The sequence below is a fragment of the Streptomyces rectiverticillatus genome (genome assembly GCF_013394065.1).
GTDB lineage: Bacteria > Actinomycetota > Actinomycetes > Streptomycetales > Streptomycetaceae > Streptomyces > Streptomyces rectiverticillatus.
This window is the reverse complement of record NZ_CP040752.1, coordinates 683,239-703,799: the sequence shown is the minus strand read 5'-3', so window position 1 is coordinate 703,799 and position 20,561 is coordinate 683,239. Positions and strand designations below refer to the sequence as shown.

The 20,561-nt window shown below is 72.9% G+C and carries 19 protein-coding genes; 6 read left to right on the top strand and 13 right to left on the bottom strand.

Annotation, left to right across the window (positions count from 1 at the left end; genetic code table 11):
- Nucleotides 1–90: 90 nt before the first annotated feature.
- The gene (locus tag FGW37_RS02685) at nt 91–1,209 is read right to left on the bottom strand and encodes a GNAT family N-acetyltransferase (RefSeq protein ID WP_179079571.1); all 1,119 of its coding nucleotides are present in this window, start codon (nt 1,207–1,209) and stop codon (nt 91–93) included.
- A gap of 284 nt (nt 1,210–1,493) precedes the next feature.
- On the opposite strand from FGW37_RS02685, the gene FGW37_RS02680 reads away from it, so the two are divergent.
- Complete coding sequence (locus FGW37_RS02680; RefSeq protein ID WP_179079570.1) at nt 1,494–1,700, top strand: cold-shock protein; 207 nt, start codon at nt 1,494–1,496, stop codon at nt 1,698–1,700.
- A gap of 18 nt (nt 1,701–1,718) precedes the next feature.
- Here the strand turns inward: FGW37_RS02680 and FGW37_RS02675 are convergent, their stop codons facing one another.
- The 5 genes from FGW37_RS02675 to FGW37_RS02655 all read right to left on the bottom strand — a co-directional run bounded on the left by FGW37_RS02675 (nt 1,719) and on the right by FGW37_RS02655 (nt 7,845).
- Nucleotides 1,719–2,726, bottom strand: a complete 1,008-nt coding sequence (locus FGW37_RS02675) for a quinone oxidoreductase family protein (RefSeq protein ID WP_179079569.1) — start codon at nt 2,724–2,726, stop codon at nt 1,719–1,721.
- Nucleotides 2,727–2,768: 42 nt separating this feature from the next.
- A complete protein-coding gene (locus FGW37_RS02670) occupies nt 2,769–3,206 on the bottom strand; it encodes an Rrf2 family transcriptional regulator (protein WP_179079568.1) in 438 nt (145 codons plus the stop codon).
- A 139-nt stretch (nt 3,207–3,345) separates the two neighbouring features.
- Complete coding sequence (locus tag FGW37_RS02665) at nt 3,346–4,629, bottom strand: MalY/PatB family protein (RefSeq protein ID WP_179079567.1); 1,284 nt, start codon at nt 4,627–4,629, stop codon at nt 3,346–3,348.
- 82 nt (nt 4,630–4,711) lie between these two features.
- Entirely contained in the window at nt 4,712–7,096 is a 2,385-nt protein-coding gene (locus tag FGW37_RS02660; protein ID WP_179079566.1) for a glycoside hydrolase family 65 protein, read from the bottom strand.
- Nucleotides 7,093–7,845 carry an HAD family hydrolase gene (locus tag FGW37_RS02655; RefSeq protein ID WP_179079565.1) on the bottom strand — a complete coding sequence of 251 codons (753 nt, stop codon included), beginning with the start codon at nt 7,843–7,845 and terminating at the stop codon, nt 7,093–7,095. The genes FGW37_RS02660 and FGW37_RS02655 overlap by 4 nt, the downstream gene beginning before the upstream one ends.
- 150 nt (nt 7,846–7,995) lie before the next feature.
- Here FGW37_RS02655 and FGW37_RS02650 point away from each other — a divergent pair, with 150 nt between their 5' ends.
- Nucleotides 7,996–8,514 carry a hypothetical protein gene (locus FGW37_RS02650; protein WP_179079564.1) on the top strand — a complete coding sequence of 173 codons (519 nt, stop codon included), beginning with the start codon at nt 7,996–7,998 and terminating at the stop codon, nt 8,512–8,514.
- A gap of 258 nt (nt 8,515–8,772) precedes the next feature.
- Here the strand turns inward: FGW37_RS02650 and FGW37_RS02645 are convergent, their stop codons facing one another.
- From FGW37_RS02645 to FGW37_RS02620, 7 genes are all read right to left on the bottom strand, one after another.
- Nucleotides 8,773–10,995 (bottom strand): HelD family protein, encoded by a 2,223-nt coding sequence (locus tag FGW37_RS02645; RefSeq protein WP_179079563.1) that lies wholly within the window; start codon nt 10,993–10,995, stop codon nt 8,773–8,775.
- 154 nt (nt 10,996–11,149) lie between these two features.
- Nucleotides 11,150–11,236, bottom strand: a complete 87-nt coding sequence (locus FGW37_RS34055; RefSeq protein WP_425506630.1) for an MFS transporter small subunit — start codon at nt 11,234–11,236, stop codon at nt 11,150–11,152.
- A 23-nt stretch (nt 11,237–11,259) separates the two neighbouring features.
- Entirely contained in the window at nt 11,260–12,630 is a 1,371-nt protein-coding gene (locus FGW37_RS02640; protein WP_179079562.1) for an L-lactate MFS transporter, read from the bottom strand.
- A 122-nt stretch (nt 12,631–12,752) separates the two neighbouring features.
- Nucleotides 12,753–13,907, bottom strand: coding sequence for a thioredoxin family protein (locus tag FGW37_RS02635; protein WP_179079561.1), 1,155 nt, complete (start codon nt 13,905–13,907; stop codon nt 12,753–12,755).
- A gap of 22 nt (nt 13,908–13,929) precedes the next feature.
- Complete coding sequence (locus tag FGW37_RS02630; protein ID WP_179079560.1) at nt 13,930–14,121, bottom strand: ferredoxin; 192 nt, start codon at nt 14,119–14,121, stop codon at nt 13,930–13,932.
- Between the two features lie 26 nt (nt 14,122–14,147).
- On the bottom strand, nt 14,148–15,368 hold the full coding sequence (locus FGW37_RS02625) for a cytochrome P450 (protein WP_179079559.1): 1,221 nt from the start codon (nt 15,366–15,368) through the stop codon (nt 14,148–14,150).
- A gap of 35 nt (nt 15,369–15,403) precedes the next feature.
- The gene (locus tag FGW37_RS02620) at nt 15,404–16,618 is read right to left on the bottom strand and encodes a cytochrome P450 (RefSeq protein WP_179079558.1); all 1,215 of its coding nucleotides are present in this window, start codon (nt 16,616–16,618) and stop codon (nt 15,404–15,406) included.
- 239 nt (nt 16,619–16,857) lie between these two features.
- Here FGW37_RS02620 and FGW37_RS02615 point away from each other — a divergent pair, with 239 nt between their 5' ends.
- Genes FGW37_RS02615 through FGW37_RS02600 form a run of 4 tightly spaced genes read left to right on the top strand, consistent with a single transcriptional unit; the run spans nt 16,858 to nt 20,543 of the window.
- Nucleotides 16,858–17,754, top strand: a complete 897-nt coding sequence (locus tag FGW37_RS02615) for a proline iminopeptidase-family hydrolase (RefSeq protein WP_179079557.1) — start codon at nt 16,858–16,860, stop codon at nt 17,752–17,754.
- A gap of 16 nt (nt 17,755–17,770) precedes the next feature.
- A complete protein-coding gene (locus tag FGW37_RS02610) occupies nt 17,771–18,715 on the top strand; it encodes an ACP S-malonyltransferase (protein WP_179079556.1) in 945 nt (314 codons plus the stop codon).
- A gap of 25 nt (nt 18,716–18,740) precedes the next feature.
- Nucleotides 18,741–18,995: an acyl carrier protein gene (locus FGW37_RS02605; RefSeq protein WP_179084466.1), complete on the top strand. Its 255-nt coding sequence runs from the start codon at nt 18,741–18,743 to the stop codon at nt 18,993–18,995.
- Between the two features lie 21 nt (nt 18,996–19,016).
- Nucleotides 19,017–20,543: an AMP-binding protein gene (locus tag FGW37_RS02600; protein WP_246430230.1), complete on the top strand. Its 1,527-nt coding sequence runs from the start codon at nt 19,017–19,019 to the stop codon at nt 20,541–20,543.
- Nucleotides 20,544–20,561 lie beyond the last annotated feature (18 nt).

Genomic DNA, 20,561 nt, shown 5'->3' with positions numbered 1-20,561 from the left:
CCCTGACGTTACGTCAAGGAACATCACGTCCGCCATCGAACACCGGCCGTATCCGTAGCTCACGGTGCACGTCCGCCCCGTGGCCCCCCGTCACCCCGCCCACGACGGCCGGACCCACGCCGACGGCGAGTCCGGCGCGGGGCCGTCCCCCTCGGGTGCGGGGTCCGGCAGGTCCAGGGCCCGTGCGGCGAGCCCCTCGCGCGCCCGGTCGCGCGCCCGGCCGCCGGTGGTGACGGCCACGGTCCACAGGGGCTCCAGCCGTGCGCCGCGCCGCGACTTGGCCCGGGAGGTGCCGATGCCGAGGTGCACGGCGCGGGCCCCCAGCTCGTGGGCGAGCCGGAGCGGCTCGTAGAACATCAGGCCGAAATAGCAGCCGCGCGTGCCGGGGCGGGACTCGTCGACGCCGATCAGCCGCACCCACAGCACGTCGCGGTAGTGGAAGACCAGGTGGCAGCCGACCGTGCGGCCCGCGAGCCGGGCCCGCACGACGTAGGCGCCGGGGAGCTCGGCGCAGCGGGCCAGGTAGCGGGAGAAGCGCGAGCCGGGCCGGTCGTAGACGGAGCCGTACATGCGCTCGTGCAGCGCCAGCAGGTCGCCGGTGTCGTCGTCGGGGCCGGTCAGCGGGCGGGTGGAGAAGGCGACGCCCGCCATCGTGTACCGCCGCAGGTCGTCCTTCACCTGATGGCGGTGGGTCTTCTCCAGCCCGGCGAGGTAGCCGTCGAAGCCGGCGGGCGGAACGTCGAGCCAGGCGTCCCAGGCGATCAGGCCGGCCGGGTGGCCCGCGGTTTCGAAGGCCGCCGCCGGCCCGCTCGGCAGGTACGGCAGGAGGGCGGCCTCGGGCGCCGGCTCCCGCTCCCCGGGGGCCAGCAGGCCCTCGGCGACCTCGTCGGCCGGCAGCCTCTCCGGCCCGTAGCGCAGTTCGTTGAGGTAGCCCGTGCGGGGCCCGGCGACGACGCAGCGCTCGGCCGGGAGCCGCCCGTGGAGGAGGAAGCCCGGGTGATAGCGCGCGGTCTGCACCGCCGGGCCGTCGGTGAGCGGGGTCAGGGCCGCCGCGCGCTCCCGCGCGCACATCAGCAGCCAGCGGTAACGGTGGCCGTGTCCGTGCAGCAGCTCCAGCCAGGAGTCGCTGCTGTACAGGCCGCGCGCCGGGGCCAGGGGATGGCGTGCGGTCGCTTCCGGCAGTGATGCGTACGCGTACGAGCCGATCACTTGGTCCTTTCCGCCGCTGCGGTCACGGACACCCGGAGCACCGGCCGTCGCCGCCCGTCGCTCCCGGTCGTCGAATATAGCGGGACCGCGCCGCCAAATGGGGGCAAACGAGGACGGGAGACGGGAAGCGGCGGCATTCCCTCCGAAGGGGTGAAGAGAGGGAAACGGAGGGCATCTCCGCCCGCCGGGCGGGGAAAGGTGAGGGACCGGGCCGGCGGTGACCGGCCGCGGCCGGCGCGTCGAGCCCGTCGCGCCGTGCGAGAAGGACGAAGGACTGGAATCACATGGCAACAGGCAAGGTGAAGTGGTTCAACGCGGACAAGGGCTTCGGCTTCATCCAGCAGGACGACGGTGGCCCGGACGTGTTCGTCCACTTCTCGGCCATCGAGGGGCAGGGGGGCTTCAAGGAACTGCACGAGGATGACCGCGTCTCCTACAACGTCACCCAGGGCCCCAAGGGACCCCAGGCGGAGAACGTCGTCCGTGAGTGAGGGGCCGCGCCCCCGGCCCTACCGGCCGTCTCCGGCGACCCTCAGCAGGACGCGTCCGAACGGCCGGTCCTCGATGAGGTGACGCTGCGCCCGGGCGGCCTCCTCCAGGGGGAACTCCCGGGCGACGACGGGGTCGAAGCGCCCCTCGGCCAGCCAGCCGGTCACCGTGCGCCGCGCCGCGGCCGCGGTCGCGGGCGGGAACATGTTGAACATGTAGCCGTGGACCCGCGCGGTCCGCCAGATCAGGTCCGTCACGTCGACGGTGCCGCGCGTGCCGCCGGCGTAGCCCACGGAGACGTAGTTCCCGCCCCGGGACAGGCAGGCGAGGGCGTCGCCCAGCAGGGGCCCGGCGACGCCGTCGACCACCACGTCCACGCCCTTGCCGCCGGTCAGGCGGGCGACGCCCTCGCGCAGGGTCTCGCGGGAGAGGTCGACGACGTGGGCGAAGCCAGCCGCGCGGGCCCGCTCGGCCTTGGCGGTGCTGCCGGCCGTGGAGATCACCAGGGACGCCCCCAGCTCGGCGGCCACCTGGGCGGTCCCCATGCCCACCGCCCCGCCGATGCCCGGGGCGAGCACGCTCTGCCCCGGCCGGATCCGGGCCAGCTCGGTCAGGGCAAGGTAGGCGGTGACGTGCCCGGCGCCCGCCATCAGGGCCGCCATCTGCGGGTCCGTCACCTCGTCGGGGACGGGGGACAGGTCGCCGGGGTGCTCCACGACGTACTCGCGCCAGGTGCCGTCCACGCTCAGGCCGCGGCCCTGCCCGCTGACGAGCACCCGGGCGCCCGCGGCCAGCCCCGACGTGCCCGGGTCGGCCACCACGCCGACGGCGGCTCCGCCTGGCACGATCGGCAGCGGCTTGTGCAGGTCCGGTGACATCCGTCCCGCCCGGACGGTGTCGTCCAGCGGGCTGACCGTGCCGTAGGTGATGCGGACCAGGGCCTGCCCGGGTTCCGGCTCGGGCACCGGCAGGTCGACCAGCCGGAGTTCGTCGTAGCCGCCGTGGTCGCCGTACTGGATCGCGCGCATGGGTCTCCCTGGTCCGTTCGTGTGCGGCCGGTGCTCCGGCCCTCAGCCGGCCCGGCCGGCCAGCGTGCCCCGCAGGACGTCGGCGATCGAGGTGCCGTCGAGGGCGCCGCGCACGGCCGTCTCGGCCCCGTCGTAGACCTCTTCCAGGGCCGGCCGGATGCCCGCGCCGACCGGGCACTTCTGATTGGGCTCCGCCCGGTGGAGGGCGAACAACGGCTCGGTCTCCACCGCCCGGTAGACGTCCAGCAGGGTGATGGCGTCCGCCTCGTGCAGCAGCCGCCAGCCCGCACCGGCCCCGTGCAGGGCCTCCACCAGGCCGGCCTTGCGCAGCTCGCCCAGGCTCCGCCGGATGACCACCGGGTTGGTGTTGACGCTGTCGGCGATCTGATCCGACGTCACCACGTCCCGGCCACGGCCCTTCACGAGCGCCATCCAGGTCAGCACGTGGACGGCCACGGTGAGCCTGCTGTTCGCGGCCATCGCATCCTCCTCGGTTCGTCGGGCGGTTCTCCGGGTCCGGCGGTGTAACTATTTCAGTTACGACACCGGGCTTGTCAAGATCTTCTTCCGCCGGCTCCGGCTCCGGCCCCGGCTGCGCGCCCGCCCCGGAGCCCGCGCCTCACCGCTCCACGGCCGCCGCCATCCGGCGCACCGCCTCGGTGAGCACCTCCGGCGAGGCGGCGAAGTTCAGCCGCACGTGGCCCGCCCCGCCGGTGCCGAAGGGGACGCCGCTGCTCAGCGCGACCCGGCCGCGCTCCAGGAAGACGGCCGCAGGGTCGTCGCCCAGCCCGAGCGCCCGGCAGTCCAGCCACGCCAGGTACGTGCCCTCCGGGCGCACGTACCTGACGTCCGGCAGGTACTGCGCCAGCAGTTCGCCCAGCAGCCGCCGGTTCTCGTCCAGCGCCGTCAGGACGGCGTCGAGCCAGTCGCCGCCGTCGCGCAGCGCCGCGGTGTGCGCCATGACCCCGAGGTGGCTGGGGCCGTGGCCGACGACCTCGGGCAGCCGGGCCAGGTCGGCCGCCGCGGCAGGGCCCGCGACGGCCACGGCCGCCTTGAGGCCCGCCAGGTTCCAGGCCTTGGAGGCGGACAGCAGGCAGAAGGCGTCCTCCGCCCCGGGCACCGACAGATACGGCACGTACTCCGCGCCGGGCAGCACCAGCGGGGCGTGGATCTCGTCCGCGACGACGCGTATGCCGTAGGCGTTCGCGAGCTCCGCCACCGCCGTCAGCTCGGCACGGGTGTGCACCGTGCCCGTCGGGTTGTGCGGGTTGCACAGCAGGTACGCGGCACGCCGCCCGCCCGCGGCCGCCCGCCGGAACGCGGCCTCCAGGGCGCTCGTGCACAGCCGCCCGTCCTCGCCCAGCGGCGCCTCGACCACGCGCCGGTCCTCGTGCTCCACGAACCCGAAGAACGGCGGGTACACGGGAGGGCTGACGACGACCGCGTCGCCCGGCCCGGTCACCAGCTTCAGCATCTCGGCCGAGCCGCGCATCACGTCCGCGACGGTCGCCGTCCGCTCCGGCGCCACACCGTCCCAACCCCAGCGCTTCCTGGCGAAGGAGTCCAGGGCCCCGGCGTACCCCGTCCCGGAGGGATACCCCGTGTCGCCCAGGGCGAGCGCACCGGTCAGGGCGCGCGTCACCGCGCCGGCCGGCATCGCATCCATCTCGGCCACCCACAGCGGCAGGACGTCCGGCGGATAGGTGCGCCACTTCGCGCTCGTACGGCGCCGCAGCTCGTCGAGGGAGAGCCGGCGCAGGGGATTGCCCTCCCCGCCGGACGCGGGGGCGCCGGATGCCGGGACATCGGATGCCGGGGCATCGGACGCCGGGGCATCGGATGCCGGGGCATCGGATGCGGGGACACCGGACACGCGGGCTTCGGAGACGCAGTCATCGGACATGCAGATCATTGTCCGAACGCGGGGCCGGGGCCGGTAGTGGGGCATTCGAGCCGGGCACTCCGGAGCCGGGCACTCCGGGCACTCACACCTCCGCCGCCCCGCTCTCCTGCCGCCCCGCCGCCCAGCCGCGGTGCGCCGGCTGCCGTCCCGCGGGCTGCGCCGGTGCGGGCGTGTCCGGGACGTGCGGCACCTTCCGGCTCACGACCGTGCCCTGCTTGAGCGTCATCGGCTCCCCGTAGTGCTCGACCTCCAGGGTGTCGCCGTCCACCAGCTCGTACGTCGCGGTCCGCCCGGTGATCTCGACGCGCAGCCGGCGCTGCAGCACCTGCACCGTGAACGCCAGCCGGCCCAGCTGCTCGGGGAGCCTCGGGGCGAAGCCGACCGAGCCGTCGCAGTGGCGCAGCCCGCCGAAGCCCGCGACCAGGGCGATCCACGTGCCCGCGAGCGAGGCGATGTGCAGGCCGTCGCGCGTGTTGCTCTCCAGGTCGGACAGGTCCATCATCGCGGCCTCGCCGAGGTAGTCGTACGCCAGCCGCAGCTGCCCCACCTCGGCCGCCATGACGGCCTGGACGCACGCGGACAGCGAGGAGTCGCGCACCGTCAGAGGCTCGTAGTAGGCGAAGTTCCTGGCCTTCTGCTCGTCGGTGAAGGCGTCCCCGCGCAGGTACATGGCCATGACCAGGTCCGCCTGCTTGATCACCTGCTTGCGGTAGATGTCGAAGTAGGGGAAGTGCAGCATCAGCGGATACTGGTCGGCAGCGGTCCCGGCGAAGTCCCACTGCTGGTGGCCCGTGAAGCCGTTGGACTGCTCGTGGACGCCGAGCACCTCGTTGTACGGCAGGTTCATCCGCGCCGCCGCGTCCCGCCACGCCGCCGTCTCCTCGTCGTCCACCCCGAAGCCCGTGGCGAGGTCCGGGTGGCGCTCGGCCGCATCCGCCGCGGCCCGCAGGTTCTGCTGCGCCATCAGGTTCGTGTAGACGTTGTCGTCGGCGACGGCGCTGTACTCGTCCGGGCCCGTCACGCCGTCGATGTGGAACTGCCCCTGGTGGTCGTGGTGGCCCAGGGAGCGCCACAGCCGTGCCGTGTGGACCAGCAGCTCCAGGCCGACCTCCCGCTCGAAGGTGGTGTCGCCCGTGGCCAGCTGGTAGCGCATCACGGCGTCCGCGATGTCGGCGTTGACGTGGAACGCCGCCGTGCCCGCCGGCCAGTAGGCCGAGCACTCGTCGCCGTTGAGGGTCCGCCAGGGGAACGCCGCGCCGTTCAGCCCCAGCTGCCGGGCGCGGTTGAGCGCGGCGGGCAGGGTGGCGTGGCGCCACCGCAGCGGCTGCGCCGCCGCCAGGGGCGCGGTGCACGTGAGCACCGGCAGGACGAAGGTCTCGGTGTCCCAGAAGCTGTGGCCGTCGTAGCCCGGGCCCGTCAGCCCCTTTGCGGCGATGGCCCGGCACTCCGCGCGCGCCCCCGCCTGCAGCACGTGGAACAGCGCGAACCGCACGGCCTGCTGGATCTCGGCGTCGCCGTCGACCTCGACGTCCGCCCGCTCCCAGAACTCCTGCAGGTACTGCTTCTGCTCGGCGCACAGCCCCCGCCATCCGGTGCTCGTGGCGCCCGCCAGGGCCGCGTCCACCTGGTCGCGCATCGCCGGCAGCGAGCGGGTGCTCGACCAGCCGTAGGCGACGGTCTTCTCCAGCCGCAGCCGCTGCCCCGGCCGCAGCACCGTGGTGACGGTGTACCGGCTGAGGTCCGCGCTGCTCTTGGAGTACGTCCTCGTCTCCTCGGGGCCGTCCAGGGCGTGGACGGCGGCCGTCGCGACCCGCAGCCCGCTGCGCTGGGTCCGGTGCACCAGGCGCAGCACGCCCTCCTCGGCCGAGTGCTCCTCCGGGACGAGCGGCGACTCCAGCACCGCCGCCACCCGGGGGTCCCCGCCGGCGCGGGGCAGCTGCTCGTTGGCCACCAGCTCCGACTGCAGGACGATCCGCGCCTCGCCGTCGAGCGGCTCGACCTCGTAGGCGACGGCCGCGACCGCCCGCTGGGTGAAGGACACCAGCCGCGTCGAGCGCACCCGCACCGTCCGGCCGGAGGGCGACGTCCACTCCACGGTGCGGTTCAGCAGGCCCGTGCGGAAGTCCAGCACCCGCTCGTGGTGCAGGAGCCGGCCGTAGCGCAGGTCGAAGGGCTCGTCGTCGACGAGCAGCCGGACCACCTTGCCGTTGGTGACGTCGATGACCGTCTGCCCCGACTCCGGATAGCCGTACCCGGCCTCCGCGTACGGCAGCGGGCGCAGCTCGTACACCCCGTTCAGGTACGAGCCCGGCAGGCCGTGCGGCTCGCCCTCGTCCAGATTGCCGCGCCAGCCGATGTGGCCGTTGGCCAGGGCGAAGACGGACTCGCTCTGCGGCAGCACCTCCAGGTTCAGCTCGGTCTCGCGCAGGCACCACGGCTCGACGGCATAGGCCGGATGGGTGATCACGTGTGCTCGCCCGCCTCTCCCAGCAGTTGCTCCAGGTCCTGGACGACCACGTCCGCGCCGTGGCTGCGCAGGGCCTCGGCCTGGCCGGCGCGGTCGACGCCGACGACGTAGCCGAAGCCGCCCGCCCGGCCCGCCTCCATGCCCGCCAGCGCGTCCTCGTAGACGGCCGCCTGGGCCGGGGGCACGCCGAGCTCCCGCGCCGCCTCCAGGAACGTGTCCGGGTGCGGCTTGCCGGGCAGCTTCCGCTCGGCGGCGACCACGCCGTCGATCCGTACCTCGAACAGGTCGTCGATGCCCGCCGCCACGAGCACGTCGTGGCAGTTGGCGCTGGAGGAGACGACGGCCCGCCGCAGGCCGGCGGCGCGGGCGGCGTGCACGTAGCGCACCGAGCCCTCGAAGGCCTCCACGCCCATCTCCTTGATCTTCTCGAGGACGATCGCGTTCTTCCTGGTCCCGAGGCCCTGGACGGTGTCCCGCTCCGGCGGGTCGTCCGGATCTCCTTCGGGCAGGCGGATACCCCGTGACGCGAGGAACGAACGCACGCCGTCGGCCCGCGGCATGCCGTCCACGTACCGGTCGTAGTCCTCCACCGCGTCGAACGGGCGGAAGCCCGCCCCGTCCCGCGCCCTGAGGAACGCGTCGAACATCTCCTTCCAGGCGGCCGCGTGCACGGTCGCCGTCCGGGTGAGCACCCCGTCCAGGTCGAACAGACAGGCGCGGATGGACTCGGGCAGGCCGAGGCTCGTCATGGGGCCATGATGCCCCGTCGGACCGGCGCGCGCCCGGCGCATACACTCGCTTGCGCCCGTCGCCCAGCAGCCGCTCCCGTCCACCCGAAGGCCGTGTACGCCCGGGCGGGCGCGTGCGGAGTGCTCCGTTCAGACCCGTAAAGTGATCAAATGACCCATCCCGTTGATGCTGTCGATGCCGCCGCGGTCGCCCTGGGCGAGCGCGCCTGGATCCCCCACGACGAAGAGCTGGCCCTCGGCCGGACGTTCCTCGCCCACCGCGACGCGGTCGAGCCGCGCCTGCTGCCGGACATGCCCCGCAGCACCGACCCGCAGGGGTGGATCACCCAGCACGTGCTGTGGCTCGAGGACGTCGCGGCTCTCGCCGAGAACGTCCGCGACCAGTGGTACGCCCACCTGCCGACCAGTCATATGACGGCGCTGATCTCCGCCTACGCCGAGCACGCCCGCGCCGTGGCGCCGCTCGCCACCCACCTGCGCGAGGCGTGGGCGTCGGAGTCGCCCGCGCCGCGCACGCAGGAGCAGGTCAGCTGGTGGGAGGAGTGGCACCTCCCGCCCGCCCAGCGGCAGCAGCTCGACGCGCTGACCCACCGTCTGATCGTCATCGGCTCGGTGGTCGTCGCGGCGGTCACGGGCGCGTGGAACGAGGCCCCGGCGGAGGGCGCCTGACGACCGGCGCGCAGCGCCTTGTTCGCCTTGGTGCCGCGGCACCAGGATCGCCGCTACGCGGCGGAGGTCGGATACGCGGCACCTTGGTTTCCTACGGCGGACCGGGCTGCCCTCGGCCATGGGCCGTTCCCGGTTCGGCACCGCCGGTCGCTGCGTAGGGTTGATCGCCATTGCGGCGGGGATTCGGGTGCGGGGCTCCTTGACTGCGTCGGCGCCCCGGAACCTGGGCCCGCCGCGCCGGCGAGCTGCCCCCGCGCGTCAGTGGGCGGGCAACGCGGCTTCCAGGCCCTCCGGGAGGGGGGTGGTGTGGATGATTCCGAGGCGTTGTGTTGCTCGGGTCAGGGCCACGTACAGGTCGCTCAGGCCGAATTCCGCCGGTTCCGTCACGATGACCGCGTCGAACTCCAGGCCCTTCGCCTGCCGCGGGTCCAGCAGGACGACCGGGCGCGTCAGGTCCGGTGACGGTCCGTGGGCGGCGTCCGGGAGGGCCGCGGAGAGTGCCGCGTGGTGCGGGCGCGGTGCGATGACGGCAAGGCGGCCCTCCTGCGGGAGTTCCTCGGCGACGGCCTCGGCGACCGCGCGCGGCAGGTCGCCGGTGTGCAGCGCCCAGGGGCGTACGTCCGTGGAGCGGATCGAGCGCGGGGGTTCGAAGGACGGGTCGGCCGAGCGCAGTACGCTCGCCGCGACCTCCATGACCTCGGCCGGCGTCCGGTAGTTGACGCCGAGCCGCACGTGCTCCCAGCGGTCCCCGACGTACGGTTCGAGGACCGTCCGCCATGCGCCGCAGCCGCCCGGCTCGGACGTCTGCGCGGGGTCGCCGACCAGGGTCATCGAGCGGGTGGGGCACCGCCGCATCAGCAGCCGCCAGGCCATCGGGGACAGCTCCTGCGCCTCGTCCACGATGATGTGGCCGAAGGCCCACGTGCGGTCGGCGGCGGCGCGCTCGGCGGCGCTGCGGTGGTCCTCCTCCTCGTGCCGCTCGGCGAGCCGCTCCGCGTCGACGAGGTCGTGCGCGGCCAGCACCTCGGAATCCTCGTCCTCCCGGTCCTCGAACTCCTGGGTGCGGGAGCCGTAGGACATGTCGAGCACGCCCTGGGCGTAGGCGACCTGCCGCTGCCGCTCGGCCTCGGCGGCGGCGCGGGCGGCCGAGTCGTCCTCGCCGAGCAGCTCGGCGGCCTCGTCCAGCAGCGGGACGTCGGCGGGGGTCCAGGCGCCGCCCTCGCGCCGGACGGCCGCGGCGTCGGCCTCGGGGAGGTGCACGGGGTCGGCGAGGTAGTCCGCGATCAGCTGCCGGGGCGTGAGGGCGGGCCACAGCTCCTCGACGGCCGCGTGCACGGCGCTGTCGGCGGCGATCGCCTTCCCGAGCTGGGCGATGTCGTCGGGGCCCAGGAAGTTCGGCCCGCCGAAGGGGTCCGCGCCTATGCGGTCGGCGAGCTGCCGGGTGAGAGCGTCGATGACGTGGAAGGCGAAGTACGGGCGGGCGAGGTTGTGCGGCAGGTTCGTGGCGCGCGCGTGGTGCCGCGCGTCGGAGGCGATGTCCGCGTCCAGGAGCAGCTCGCCGTCCTCGTGGTTGATGACGATCACGGGGTCGGGGAGGGTCTGCCGGTCGCGGACGTAGGCGGCCAGGGCGCCGGCCATCGCCGCGCCGCCCTTGACCTCGGCGGCCCGCGGCGTGTCGGTCCCGGTCGCGGTCACGCCGGGGAAGAGCTCGCCGGGGGTGGCGAGCAGCACGCCCGTCTCGCCGAGCGAGGGCAGCACCTCCCCGATGTAGCCGAGGAACGCGGGGTTGGGGCCGACGATGAGCACGGCGCGCCGGGCCAGCTGCTCGCGGTGGGCGTACAGCAGGTAGGCGGCGCGGTGCAGGGCGACGACCGTCTTGCCGGTGCCGGGCCCGCCCTCGACGACGAGGACGCCGCGGTGCGGGGCGCGGATGATGCGGTCCTGCTCGGCCTGGATGGTCTGCACGATGTCGTGCATCCGGCCGGTGCGCGCCGCGTCGAGGGCGGAGAGCAGCACGGCGTCGGCGTCGGAGCCCTCGTGCCCGGTGCGCTCGGGGTCGGTGAGGTCGAGGATCTCGTCGTGCAGGGCGGTGACGCGGCGGCCCTCGGTGGTGATGTGCCGCCGGCGGCGCAGCCCCATGGGGGTGTGCCCGGTGGCGAGGTAGAACGGGCGGGCGACCTCGGCGCGCCAGTCGATGACGAGCGGGGTGCGCTCGGCGTCGTCACGCCGGATGCCGATGCGGCCGATGTGGTGGTCGCGGCCGTCCCGGAAGGCGAGCCGGCCGAAGCACAGGCCCCGCTCGCCGGCGTTGAAGGCGGAGAGGAGCCCGGACTGCTCGGCCACCATGACATCGCGCTCCAGCCGGGCCTGGAAGGTGCTGCCGCCCTGCGCCAGGGCCTGCGCCACCGCCGTCTCGGCTCCGGCGCGCAGCTCGGCCAGGCGTTCGTGGAGCAGATCGATGAATTCTTGCTCGTTGCGCATGTCCGCGATTGACAATTCAGCTCCCGCCGGGATACGATGACTTCATAAGGCTTCCCCCTGCCCTGGTTTCCGCAAGGCAGGGAAACACTCAATATACGCAGAGAAATCCCCCGTCCGTCAATACGGCCGGGGGATTTCCTGCTTTCCGGGCGGCTCACCCGGTGAACAATTGCCGAAGCCTTGAGGCGAGTTCGTACACTCCGTAGGCGAAGGGCGCCCCCACCCACAGCCAGCTCAGCACGAGCACCGCCTTGCGCACGCGTGTCACAGCCCCGCCCCCTCCTCCGGTACGGCCGCCGTCGGCGGCCGGCCCCCGCCGCCGGCCGGCTCGTGGTGGCGCGGGTGCACGGGCCGGACGAGCTCGTTGGCCGCGAAGCCCACGGCCAGCAGCCCGATCATGACGACGAAGGACGTGGTGTAGAGGCCGGGCCCCGTCCGGCCCGCGGACTTCCCGGCGTCGGCGACGGAGTTGACGATGAGCGGCCCGAGGATCCCGGCCGTGGACCACGCCGTCAGCAGCCGGCCGTGGATCGCAGCGACCTGGTAGGTCCCGAAGAGGTCCCTGAGGTACGCGGGCACGGTCGCGAACCCGCCGCCGTAGAAGGACAGCACCACACCGGCACAGGCGATGAACAACGGCTTGGAAGAACTGCCGGCGAGCGCGATGACGAGATACATGAGCGCGCCCGCGCCGAGATAGAGCCGGTAGACGTTCTTGCGGCCGGTGAGGTCGGAGACGGAGGACCAGACGATCCGGCCGAGCATATTGGCCAGCGAGAGCACGCCGACGAATCCCGCGGCGGCGGCCGCACCCACGGGGGAGGAGGAGTCCGCGAAGAAGTCCGTGATCATCGGGGAGGCCTTTTCCAGAATGCCGATGCCCGCCGTGACATTGGCGCAGAGAACGACCCACAGGCACCAGAACTGCGGCGTGCGCAAGGCGTTGCGGGCCGACACCTGAGCGCTCGTGACGAGCTCCCGGGACGGAGTGCGCTCCGCCGCTCCTCCCCGCGGCCGCCGCGCATCGGGCGGGACCCGTACGAGCAGCACGCCGGGCGTCATGAACACGGCGTAGGCCACCCCCATCACCAGGAACGTCCGCGCGATGCCGGAGGAGTCCGTGCCGAAGTGCGACAGCAGCGCGGCCGACCACGGCGAGGCGATGAGGGCGCCGCCGCCGAAGCCCATGATGGCGATGCCGGTGGCCATGCCCGGGCGATCCGGGAACCACTTGATGAGCGTGGAGACCGGCGAGATGTAGCCGATGCCCAGCCCGGTCCCGCCGATGAGGCCGTAGCCCGCCACGACGAGCCAGTACTGGCGCGTGGCCGCCCCCAGGGCGGCCACCAGGAAGCCGGACGCGAAGCACACGGCGGACACGGACATCGCCCAGCGCGGGCCGTTGCGCTCCACGAGCGTGCCGCCGAAGGCGGCCGACAGGCCGAGCATCACGATCGCCACCTGAAAGGGCAGCGCCGAGGCCGTGCCGGACAGGCCCAGCGAGGACTCCAGCGGCGGTTTGAACACGCTCCAGGCGTAGGCCTGGCCGATGGCCAGGTGGATGGACAGCGCAGCGGGCGGGACCAGCCAGCGGCTCCACCCCGGCGGCGCGACGACACCGGATCGGGCAGGCATGGACGGACGCTACAGCGCCTCGGGGCCTGCGCCCAGACCGCGGGAGGCACCGTGGCCGGTCGCGCAGTTCCCCGCGGCCCCTTCGGGCGCGGCTGAACCGCACCGGCCTGCGCCTAGCCTGCTCAGCCGGCGGTGACTCCCACTGCGGCCAGCCAGCCGGTGAGCCGGGGCCCGGACACGACACCGCTGAAGCGGAAGCTTTCCTTGCCCTCGCGCAGCAGGATCACGGTGGGCACGCCCATGGCGCCGAACCGCTCCTGCGCCCAGCCGGCCCGGTCCACATCGATCTTCACTCCGGTCAGGGCGTCCCCGCAGGACTCGACCACGTCCTCCAGGACGGGGGTGAGCAGGGCGCACGGGCCGCACCACGGGGCGGTGAGGTCGACCAGGACGGGCACGGGCCCGGCGAGCAGCCGGTCCAGCTCGGCCTCGTCGGTGACCTCGCGCAGCACGCCGCGCTCCTGCGGCTCCTCGTCCTCGAAGTCCTCGGCGTCCTCCTGGTCCTGGTCCTGGTCCTGGTCCTCGTCCTCGAAGGCGCCGGTGTCCGCGGCCTCGGCGGCGGCGCGGGCGAAGAGGACGGCGTTCTCCGGCGGCGCGGAGATGCCGTTGACGCTGAGCCCGGCGGCCAGCAGCCGCTCCAGTACGTCGAGGGCGAGGTCGTGACCGGGGCGCTCGGCCACCGACACCTCGGCGAGGTGCGGCGTGAGCGCGACCAGGGCGTCGGCGAGGGCGTGGTCGACGCGGACGCCCTCGAAGGCGAGGGACGCCAGGTGCGGCGCCTGCGCCAGGGCGGCCAGCGACCGGGGCTCGAACGCCGTGGTGCCGCTGAGGACGAGGGTGTCGAGGGAGCCGGCCGTCTCCGACCCGGCGAGCGCGGCCAGCCCCGCCCCGGTGAACCGGGGCGACTCCAGCACCAGGTCGGTCAGCTCCGGCATGGTCCCCAGCGCCGCGACGCCCTCGTCGGTGAAGTCGCCCGACAGCACGAGCGTCTTGACCGCCCGCTGCCCCGCGACGGCCCGGAGCATGCCGTCCGTCGCGCCGCTCAGGTCGGCGACGACGAATGCGTCGGACGGCAGCCCGGCGAGGCCGTCCGCGAGGGCGTCCTTGTCGGCCGCCTCGGCATCGGCCGCGTCGATCACGTAGACGAGCCGGGAGCCGGAGGACAGGGCCACCGGGCCGCGCGCCTCCACCTCCACGGGCTCGCCCCCGCCCTCCGTGTAGCGGACGAGGGTGCCTGGAAGGCCTTGCTCCGGGAACTCGATCAGACGCGCATGCATACGCCCCATGCTATTCGCCTTGCTATTCGCCGACGCTGATGACCTGGGTCGGGCACGTCATGGCCGCCTGGCGGACGTCCTCGTGCACCTCCTCCGGCGGCGCCTCCTGGAGCAGGACGACGATCCCGTCGTCGTCCTGGTCGAAGACGTCCGGGGTGAGCATCACGCACTGTCCGGACCCCACGCACCGCGGGGTCTCCACGCTGACACGCATGGCGGGGAACCTCTCTCCGGAGCCGGTCACCAGGTGACGGGCAGTTCGTAGACGCCGTAGACCATGGCGTCGTCCTTGAACCTGAGCTCTTCCAGGGGCGCGGCCAGGCGCAGGCCGGGGATGCGCCGGAAGAGGGTGCCGTAGACGACCTCCAGCTCCACGCGGGCGAGGTTCGCGCCGATGCACTGGTGGATGCCGTAGCCGAAGGCGAGGTGGCTGCGGGCCTCCTCGCGGTGGACGTTCAAAACGTCCGGGTCGGGGAAGACGGACTCGTCGTGGTCCGCGGAGTTGTTGAGGGGGAGGATGCCCTCGCCGGCGCGGATGACGGTGCCGCCGACCTCGATGTCCTCCAGGGCCACGCGCGCGGCACCCGAGTCCGAGATGCTGAAGAAGCGCAGGAGTTCCTCGACGGCGCGGGGCAGCAGGGCCGGGTCGTCCTTGACCGCGTCCAGCTGCCCGGGGTGCTCCAGCAGCGCCAGCACACCGAGGGCGATCATGTTGGCGGTGGTCTCGTGGCCGCCGACGAGCATCAGCCGCGCCATCGTCACGACGTCGGTGTGGTCGGCGACCCGCTCCACCCGGTTCTTCTCGATGAACCGGCTGATCAGGTCGTCGCCCGGCTGCTCCTCCTTGCCGGCGACCAGCGCGTCCAGGTAGCCGTCCAGCGCCTGGACCGCCGCTCCGTACTCCTCCGGGGCGGCGTCGTGGTTCATCATCAGCGCCGACCACTCCTCGAACTGCGCGTGGTCCTCGTAGGGGACGCCGAGCAGCTCGCAGATCACGAGGGAGGGAACGGACAGCGCGAGCGCGGTCACCAGGTCCACCGGCCCGCCCGCGGCGAGCATCGCGTCGATGCGCTCGTCCACGATCTCCTGGATCCGCGGGCGCATGGCCTTGATCCGCCGCGCGGTGAACTCGGGGATCAGCATGCGGCGCTGGGCGGTGTGGTCCGGGGGGTCCATCGACAGCAGCATCAGCCGCACCGACCGGAGCATCTCCTCGGGGATGTGGAACTGGTGCGGATAGCCGGGCAGCTTGAGGTTCGAGCTCACCCGGGAGTCGCCGAGCACCTGCTTGACGTGCTCGTAGGTGGTGACCAGCCAGGCCGGCTTGCCGTTGACCTTGAGGGTGGCCCGGGAGACCGGCTCCGTCGCGCGGAGCTTCGCGTACTCCTCCGGCGGGCTGAAGGGACAGGTGCGCTTCATCGGGAACGCCGGGTGGCGCGCCCGGTCGGCGGAGTGCGTCATGGTGCCCTCTCGAACTCGTTACGTCGTGCGGATGGTTACCAGGTGACCGGCAGCTCGTAGACGCCGAACACGACGGCGTCGTCCTTGAACTGCAGGTCCTCCGGGGAGGCGGCGAGGCGCAGGCCGGGGATGCGCCGGAAGAGCGTGCCGTAGACGACGTCGAGTTCGAGGCGCGCGAGGTTCTGCCCGATGCACTGGTGGACGCCGTAGCCGAAGGCGAGGTGGCTGCGGGCCTCCTCGCGGTGGACGTCGAGCATGCCGGGGTCGGCGAAGACGGCCTCGTCGTGGTTGGCCGCGTTGTTGAGCGGCAGGATGCCCTCGCCGGCGCGGATGACGGTGCCGCCGATCTCGATGTCCTCCAGGGCCACGCGCGCGGTGCCGGAGTCGGAGATGCTGAAGTAGCGCAGGAGTTCCTCGACGGCCCGGGGCAGCAGTGCGGAGTCCGCCTTGACCGCGGCGAGCTGCTCGGGGTGCTCCAGCAGGGCCAGGGTGCCGAGGGCGATCATGTTGGCGGTCGTCTCGTGTCCCGTGACGAGCATCAGCCGGGCCATGCTGACGATGTCCGCGTGCTCGACCGCCGGTTCCGCGCGGTTCTTCCCGATCAGCCGGCTGATCATGTCGTCGCCCGGCTCGCCCTCCTTGGCGGTGACCAGGCCGTCGACGTACCGGTCGAGCTCGTAGTGGGCCCTCCCGCGCTCCTCCTCGGTGATGTCGCGGTTCATGATCTGCCCGGCCCAGATCTCGAACCGGGCGTGGTCCTCGTAGGGGACGCCGAGCAGCTCGCAGATCACGAGGGAGGGCACGGGCAGCGCGAGTGCGGTCACCAGGTCCACCGGGCCGCCGGCGGCGAGCATCGCGTCGATGCGCTCGTCCACGATCTGCTGGACCCGGGGCCGCAGCTCCCGCATCCGGCGGACGCTGAACTCGGGTGCCAGCATGCGGCGCTGGACGGTGTGGTCCGGCGGGTCCATCGACAGGAACGTCAGCGGGACGGACTGCAGCATCTCCTCCGGCACGGGGACCTGCAGCGGATAGCCCGGCAGCTTCAGGTTGGCGCTCACCCGGGAGTCGCCGAGCACCTGCTTGACGTGCTCGTGCTTGGTGATCAGCCAGGCGGGCTTGCCGTTGACCTTGAGGGTGGCCCGGGAGACCGGTTCCGTCGCGCGGAGCTTCGCGTACTCCTCCGGCGGGCCGAAGGGGCACCGGCGGGCCATGGGGAACGCGGGATGCTGCTCGGCAGATGGGTTCATGATGCCCTCTCGCACTCGGTACGTCGTACGGGCGGGCACCTGGGAACGGGCTGCCGCCGTTCGCACGCTAAACACCCCCGGTGCGCGGAAGCACCCCCTACCGGCCCCAGTTCGACGGCGCCGGCGCACTCCGGCGGCAACCCCTGCTCCGCTAGGGGCCGTTAGGGGTCCTGGTGCGGCGCCGCAGCGGGTTAGCGTCGGTCACGACCCCCTGCACGACGTCGAGTGAGGTGCTTGCCGTGTCCTCGGACCCCAGCGCAAAGGGAACGGTCCCTTTCGGGGAGTACCGGACCTGGTACCGGATCACCGGTGAACTCCGTGCGGGCCGGCCGGCCGTCGTCGCCGTGCACGGCGGCCCGGGCAGTACGCACGACTACCTGCTGGGTCTCACGGCCCTCGCCGACGCAGGGTGGCCGGTCGTCCACTACGACCAGCTCGGCAACGGCGGATCGACGCACCTGCCCGACCGCGGAGCCGACTTCTGGACCCCCGAGCTCTTCCTCGCCGAGCTGGACAACCTGCTCGACCGCCTCGGCATCGCCGGCGACTACGTGCTGTTCGGCCAGTCGTGGGGCGGGCTGCTCTCCGCCCGGCACGCCTCGGCCCGCCCCTGCGGCCTGCGCGGCCTCGTCATCGCCGACTCGCCCGCCTCGTACCCCCTGTGGCTCAGCGAGATGGAGGTGCTGCGCTCACAGCTCCCGCCGGGCGTGGACGAGACGCTGCGGCGCCACGAGGCGGCCGGCACGACCGACTCGGACGAGTACTTCACCGCGATGCGCGTCTTCTACGACCGGCACGTGTGCCGGACCCTGCCGTGGCCGCGGGACTTCCTCTCCTCCTTCATGGAGATCTACAACGACCCGACCGTGTACTACACGATGAACGGGCCGAGCGAATTCCACGTGATCGGCACCCTGAAGGACTGGTCGGTCATCGACTGCCTGGATGCGATCCAGGCGCCGACCCTGCTCATCAACGGCCGTTACGACGAGGCGACGGCGGTGACGATGCAGCCGTTCCACGACCGTATTCCGGACGTGCGCTGGGAGGTCTTCGAGCATTCGAGTCACGTGCCGCACCTGGAGGAGCCGGAACGGTTCACCGAGGTGCTGACCGGATTCCTGAAGAGCCTGTAGAGAGGACGTGGCACTCATGGCCGCCGAGACACACCGCACCGCCGTCGTCTTTCCCGGCATGGGCCCGTCCGCGTTCTCCGACGTCGGCCGGTTCATGGTGGTGAACCCGTTCGCCCGCGAACTCGTCGCCGTCGCCGACGACGTGCTCGGCTATTCCCTGGTCGATGCGTTCCGCGAGGCCGACGGGGACTATTCCGAGGCGGCCCAGGTCGCCTTTCTTGTGAACTGTCTCGCCTCCGCCGAATGGGCGCGGCAGAACCTGGGGATCGAGCCCGGATTCTGTGCGGGGCCGAGCTTCGGCGAGAAGGCGGCGATCGCCTACTCCGGGGCGCTGCCGGTGGCCGAGGCGATACGGATGACCGCCGGGCTCGCCCGCTGCATGGACGAGTACTTCCGGCACGAGCACCGCGACATCGTCACGCTCTCCTTCGTGCGCACGCCACGCGAGCGGCTCGACGAGATCCTCGCCGACCTGGACGAGCAGGGTGCGTGGCACGACATCTCCTGCTTCATCGACGACGACTTCTTCATGCTCTCGCTGGCCGAGGGACGGGTGGCCTGGCTGCAGGAGCGGCTGCGCGCCGCCGGCGGGATGTCGCTGTACACGATGCGGCCGCCCATGCACTCGGCCGCCTTCGCGGGACTGCGCGCCAAGGCCGAGCGGGAGGTGCTGGCCACCTTGGACTTCGCCGACCCGCAGCTGCCGGTCGTCGCCGACCAGGACGGCACGCTCCTGCACTCGGCCGACGGCATCCGCACGATGCTGCTGGACAGCTTCACCCGCCCGCTGAACTGGCCGGCGGTCGTGACCGCCCTCAAGGAGGCCGGTGTCGAGCGGGTCTGCGTCGCGGGCCCGGACAGCCTCTTCGGCCGCGTCGGCCGCACGACGGACAACTTCGAGGTCATCCAGGCCAATCCGCGGCTGGCGATGACACCACGGCGCCGTGCCGGCGCCGCCTGAGCACCCTCCGACGATGGGATCCACCATGTGGGACGACCAGTTCGAACAGCTTCTGCGCAAGTTCCTGCCGTTCCTGGCACCGGACGAGCCCCTGGAGAGCGGCACCGCCCTGCGCGACCTGGGGCTGGACTCCCTGGGCGTGGTCGAGCTGCTCGGGAACCTCGAGAGCACCTATGACGTGCGGTTCCTCGACGGCGCGCTGGCCATGGAGAACTTCGAGAACCCCGGCATCCTCTGGAAGACCGTGGAGAGCATGCTGGCCGGCACCGCCGCCGTGTAGCGGGGGCCGGAGGACACCACCATGAACGACACCATGGACGCCGCTCTGCCCGGCCGCTTCCTGCGCGGCCTGGCCCTGTCGCCGGACCGCCCCGCGGTCCGGGCCGGCGGAGCCGGGCTGACCTACCGGGAGCTGCACGAGCGCGCGCTGGCGCTGGCGGGCTCGCTGCTGTCCGGGCTGCCGGAGCGGCCGCGGGCGATCGGCGTGCTGGCGGGCAAGGGCCTCTCCGCGTACCCGGCGGTCCTCGCCGGTCTGTACACGGGGATCACCACGGTCCCGCTGCAGCCCGCCTTCCCCGCGCTGCGCACCCGGCAGATGATCGAGGCGAGCGGCGTCGGCGCACTGATCGCCGACGATGACGCGCTGCCCGCGCTCACGGCGCTGCGGGAGGCCGGCACCGACCTGCCCGTGCTGTTCCCTCCCGGGGGGCAGCCGATGCCGGCCGTGCCGTACGACCCGGCCGCCGCGCTGATGTCCCCGCAGCCGGTGCGGGCGTCGGACGTCGCGTACGTCCTGTTCACCTCCGGCTCGACCGGCAGGCCGAAGGGCGTGCCGGTCACGCACGCCAACACCGCGCACTACTTCGGCCTGCTCGACGAGCGCTACGACTTCGGGCCCGGTGACGTCTTCTCGCAGAACTTCGACCTCAACTTCGACTGCGGGATGTTCGACCTGTTCTGTGCCTGGGGTGCCGGTGCGACCCTGACCGTTCCACCGCCGCAGGCGTTCCGGGACATGCCGGCGTTCGCCGCCGCGGAAGGGCTGACCGTCTGGTTCTCCACGCCCAGCGCCATCGCCCTGATCCGGCGCATGGGCGGCCTGCGGCCGGGGGCGATGCCGTCCCTGCGGTGGAGTTTCTTCGCGGGGGAGGCGCTGAACTGCCAGGACGCCGAGGACTGGCAGGCGGCGGCGCCGGGCGCGTTCCTGGAGAACCTCTACGGGCCGACCGAGCTGACCATCACGGTCTCCGCCCACCGGTGGTCCGCCGGGCGCGGGCTGCACGGCGTCGTGCCGATCGGCGCGGTGCACGCCGGGCACGGCGTGCTGCTGCTGGGGCCGGACGGCGCGGAGCGCACGGACGAAGGGGAACTGTGCATCGCCGGGCCCCAGCTGACGCCCGGCTACCTCGACCCCTCCGACGACACCGGCCGTTTCTTCCACCGGGACGGCCGGCGCTGGTACCGCACCGGCGACCGCGTCCGCCGGGCGGACGGCGGTGAACTGCTCTACCTGGGGCGGCAGGACGCCCAGGTCCAGGTGCACGGCGTGCGCGTGGAGCTGGCCGAGGTGGACGCCGCCGTGCGCTCCTGCACCGGCGTGCAGGACGCCGTCACCGTGGCGGTCGCGGCGGGCCACACCTGCGAACTGGTGGTCTTCTACACCGGATCCGCCGTGCCGCAGGTGCAGCTGGCCCGCGAGCTGCGGAGCGTGCTGCCCCTGGCGATCGTCCCGAAGAAGTACGTGCACCTGGCGGAATTCCCGCTGAACCCGAACCGCAAGATCGACCGCAAGAAGCTCGCCCTCCGGGCCGCGCCCGCAGCCGGCTGAGCCGGCCGCCCGGGCTGT

Excerpts from the sequence above, each read along its gene's own strand:
- FGW37_RS02650 (WP_179079564.1), top strand. The coding sequence starts at position 7,996 with ATGACCCATCCCGTTGATGCTGTCGATGCCGCCGCGGTCGCCCTGGGC.
- FGW37_RS02670 (WP_179079568.1), bottom strand. The coding sequence starts at position 3,206 with ATGGCCGCGAACAGCAGGCTCACCGTGGCCGTCCACGTGCTGACCTGG.
- FGW37_RS02600 (WP_246430230.1), top strand. The coding sequence starts at position 19,017 with ATGAACGACACCATGGACGCCGCTCTGCCCGGCCGCTTCCTGCGCGGC.
- FGW37_RS02655 (WP_179079565.1), bottom strand. The coding sequence starts at position 7,845 with ATGACGAGCCTCGGCCTGCCCGAGTCCATCCGCGCCTGTCTGTTCGAC.
- FGW37_RS02680 (WP_179079570.1), top strand. The coding sequence starts at position 1,494 with ATGGCAACAGGCAAGGTGAAGTGGTTCAACGCGGACAAGGGCTTCGGC.
- FGW37_RS02645 (WP_179079563.1), bottom strand. The coding sequence starts at position 10,995 with ATGCGCAACGAGCAAGAATTCATCGATCTGCTCCACGAACGCCTGGCC.
- FGW37_RS02640 (WP_179079562.1), bottom strand. The coding sequence starts at position 12,630 with ATGCCTGCCCGATCCGGTGTCGTCGCGCCGCCGGGGTGGAGCCGCTGG.
- FGW37_RS02630 (WP_179079560.1), bottom strand. The coding sequence starts at position 14,121 with ATGCGTGTCAGCGTGGAGACCCCGCGGTGCGTGGGGTCCGGACAGTGC.
- FGW37_RS02620 (WP_179079558.1), bottom strand. The coding sequence starts at position 16,618 with ATGAACCCATCTGCCGAGCAGCATCCCGCGTTCCCCATGGCCCGCCGG.
- FGW37_RS02675 (WP_179079569.1), bottom strand. The coding sequence starts at position 2,726 with ATGCGCGCGATCCAGTACGGCGACCACGGCGGCTACGACGAACTCCGG.
- FGW37_RS02605 (WP_179084466.1), top strand. The coding sequence starts at position 18,741 with ATGTGGGACGACCAGTTCGAACAGCTTCTGCGCAAGTTCCTGCCGTTC.
- FGW37_RS02625 (WP_179079559.1), bottom strand. The coding sequence starts at position 15,368 with ATGACGCACTCCGCCGACCGGGCGCGCCACCCGGCGTTCCCGATGAAG.
- FGW37_RS02610 (WP_179079556.1), top strand. The coding sequence starts at position 17,771 with ATGGCCGCCGAGACACACCGCACCGCCGTCGTCTTTCCCGGCATGGGC.
- FGW37_RS02665 (WP_179079567.1), bottom strand. The coding sequence starts at position 4,629 with ATGTCCGATGACTGCGTCTCCGAAGCCCGCGTGTCCGGTGTCCCCGCA.
- FGW37_RS02635 (WP_179079561.1), bottom strand. The coding sequence starts at position 13,907 with ATGCATGCGCGTCTGATCGAGTTCCCGGAGCAAGGCCTTCCAGGCACC.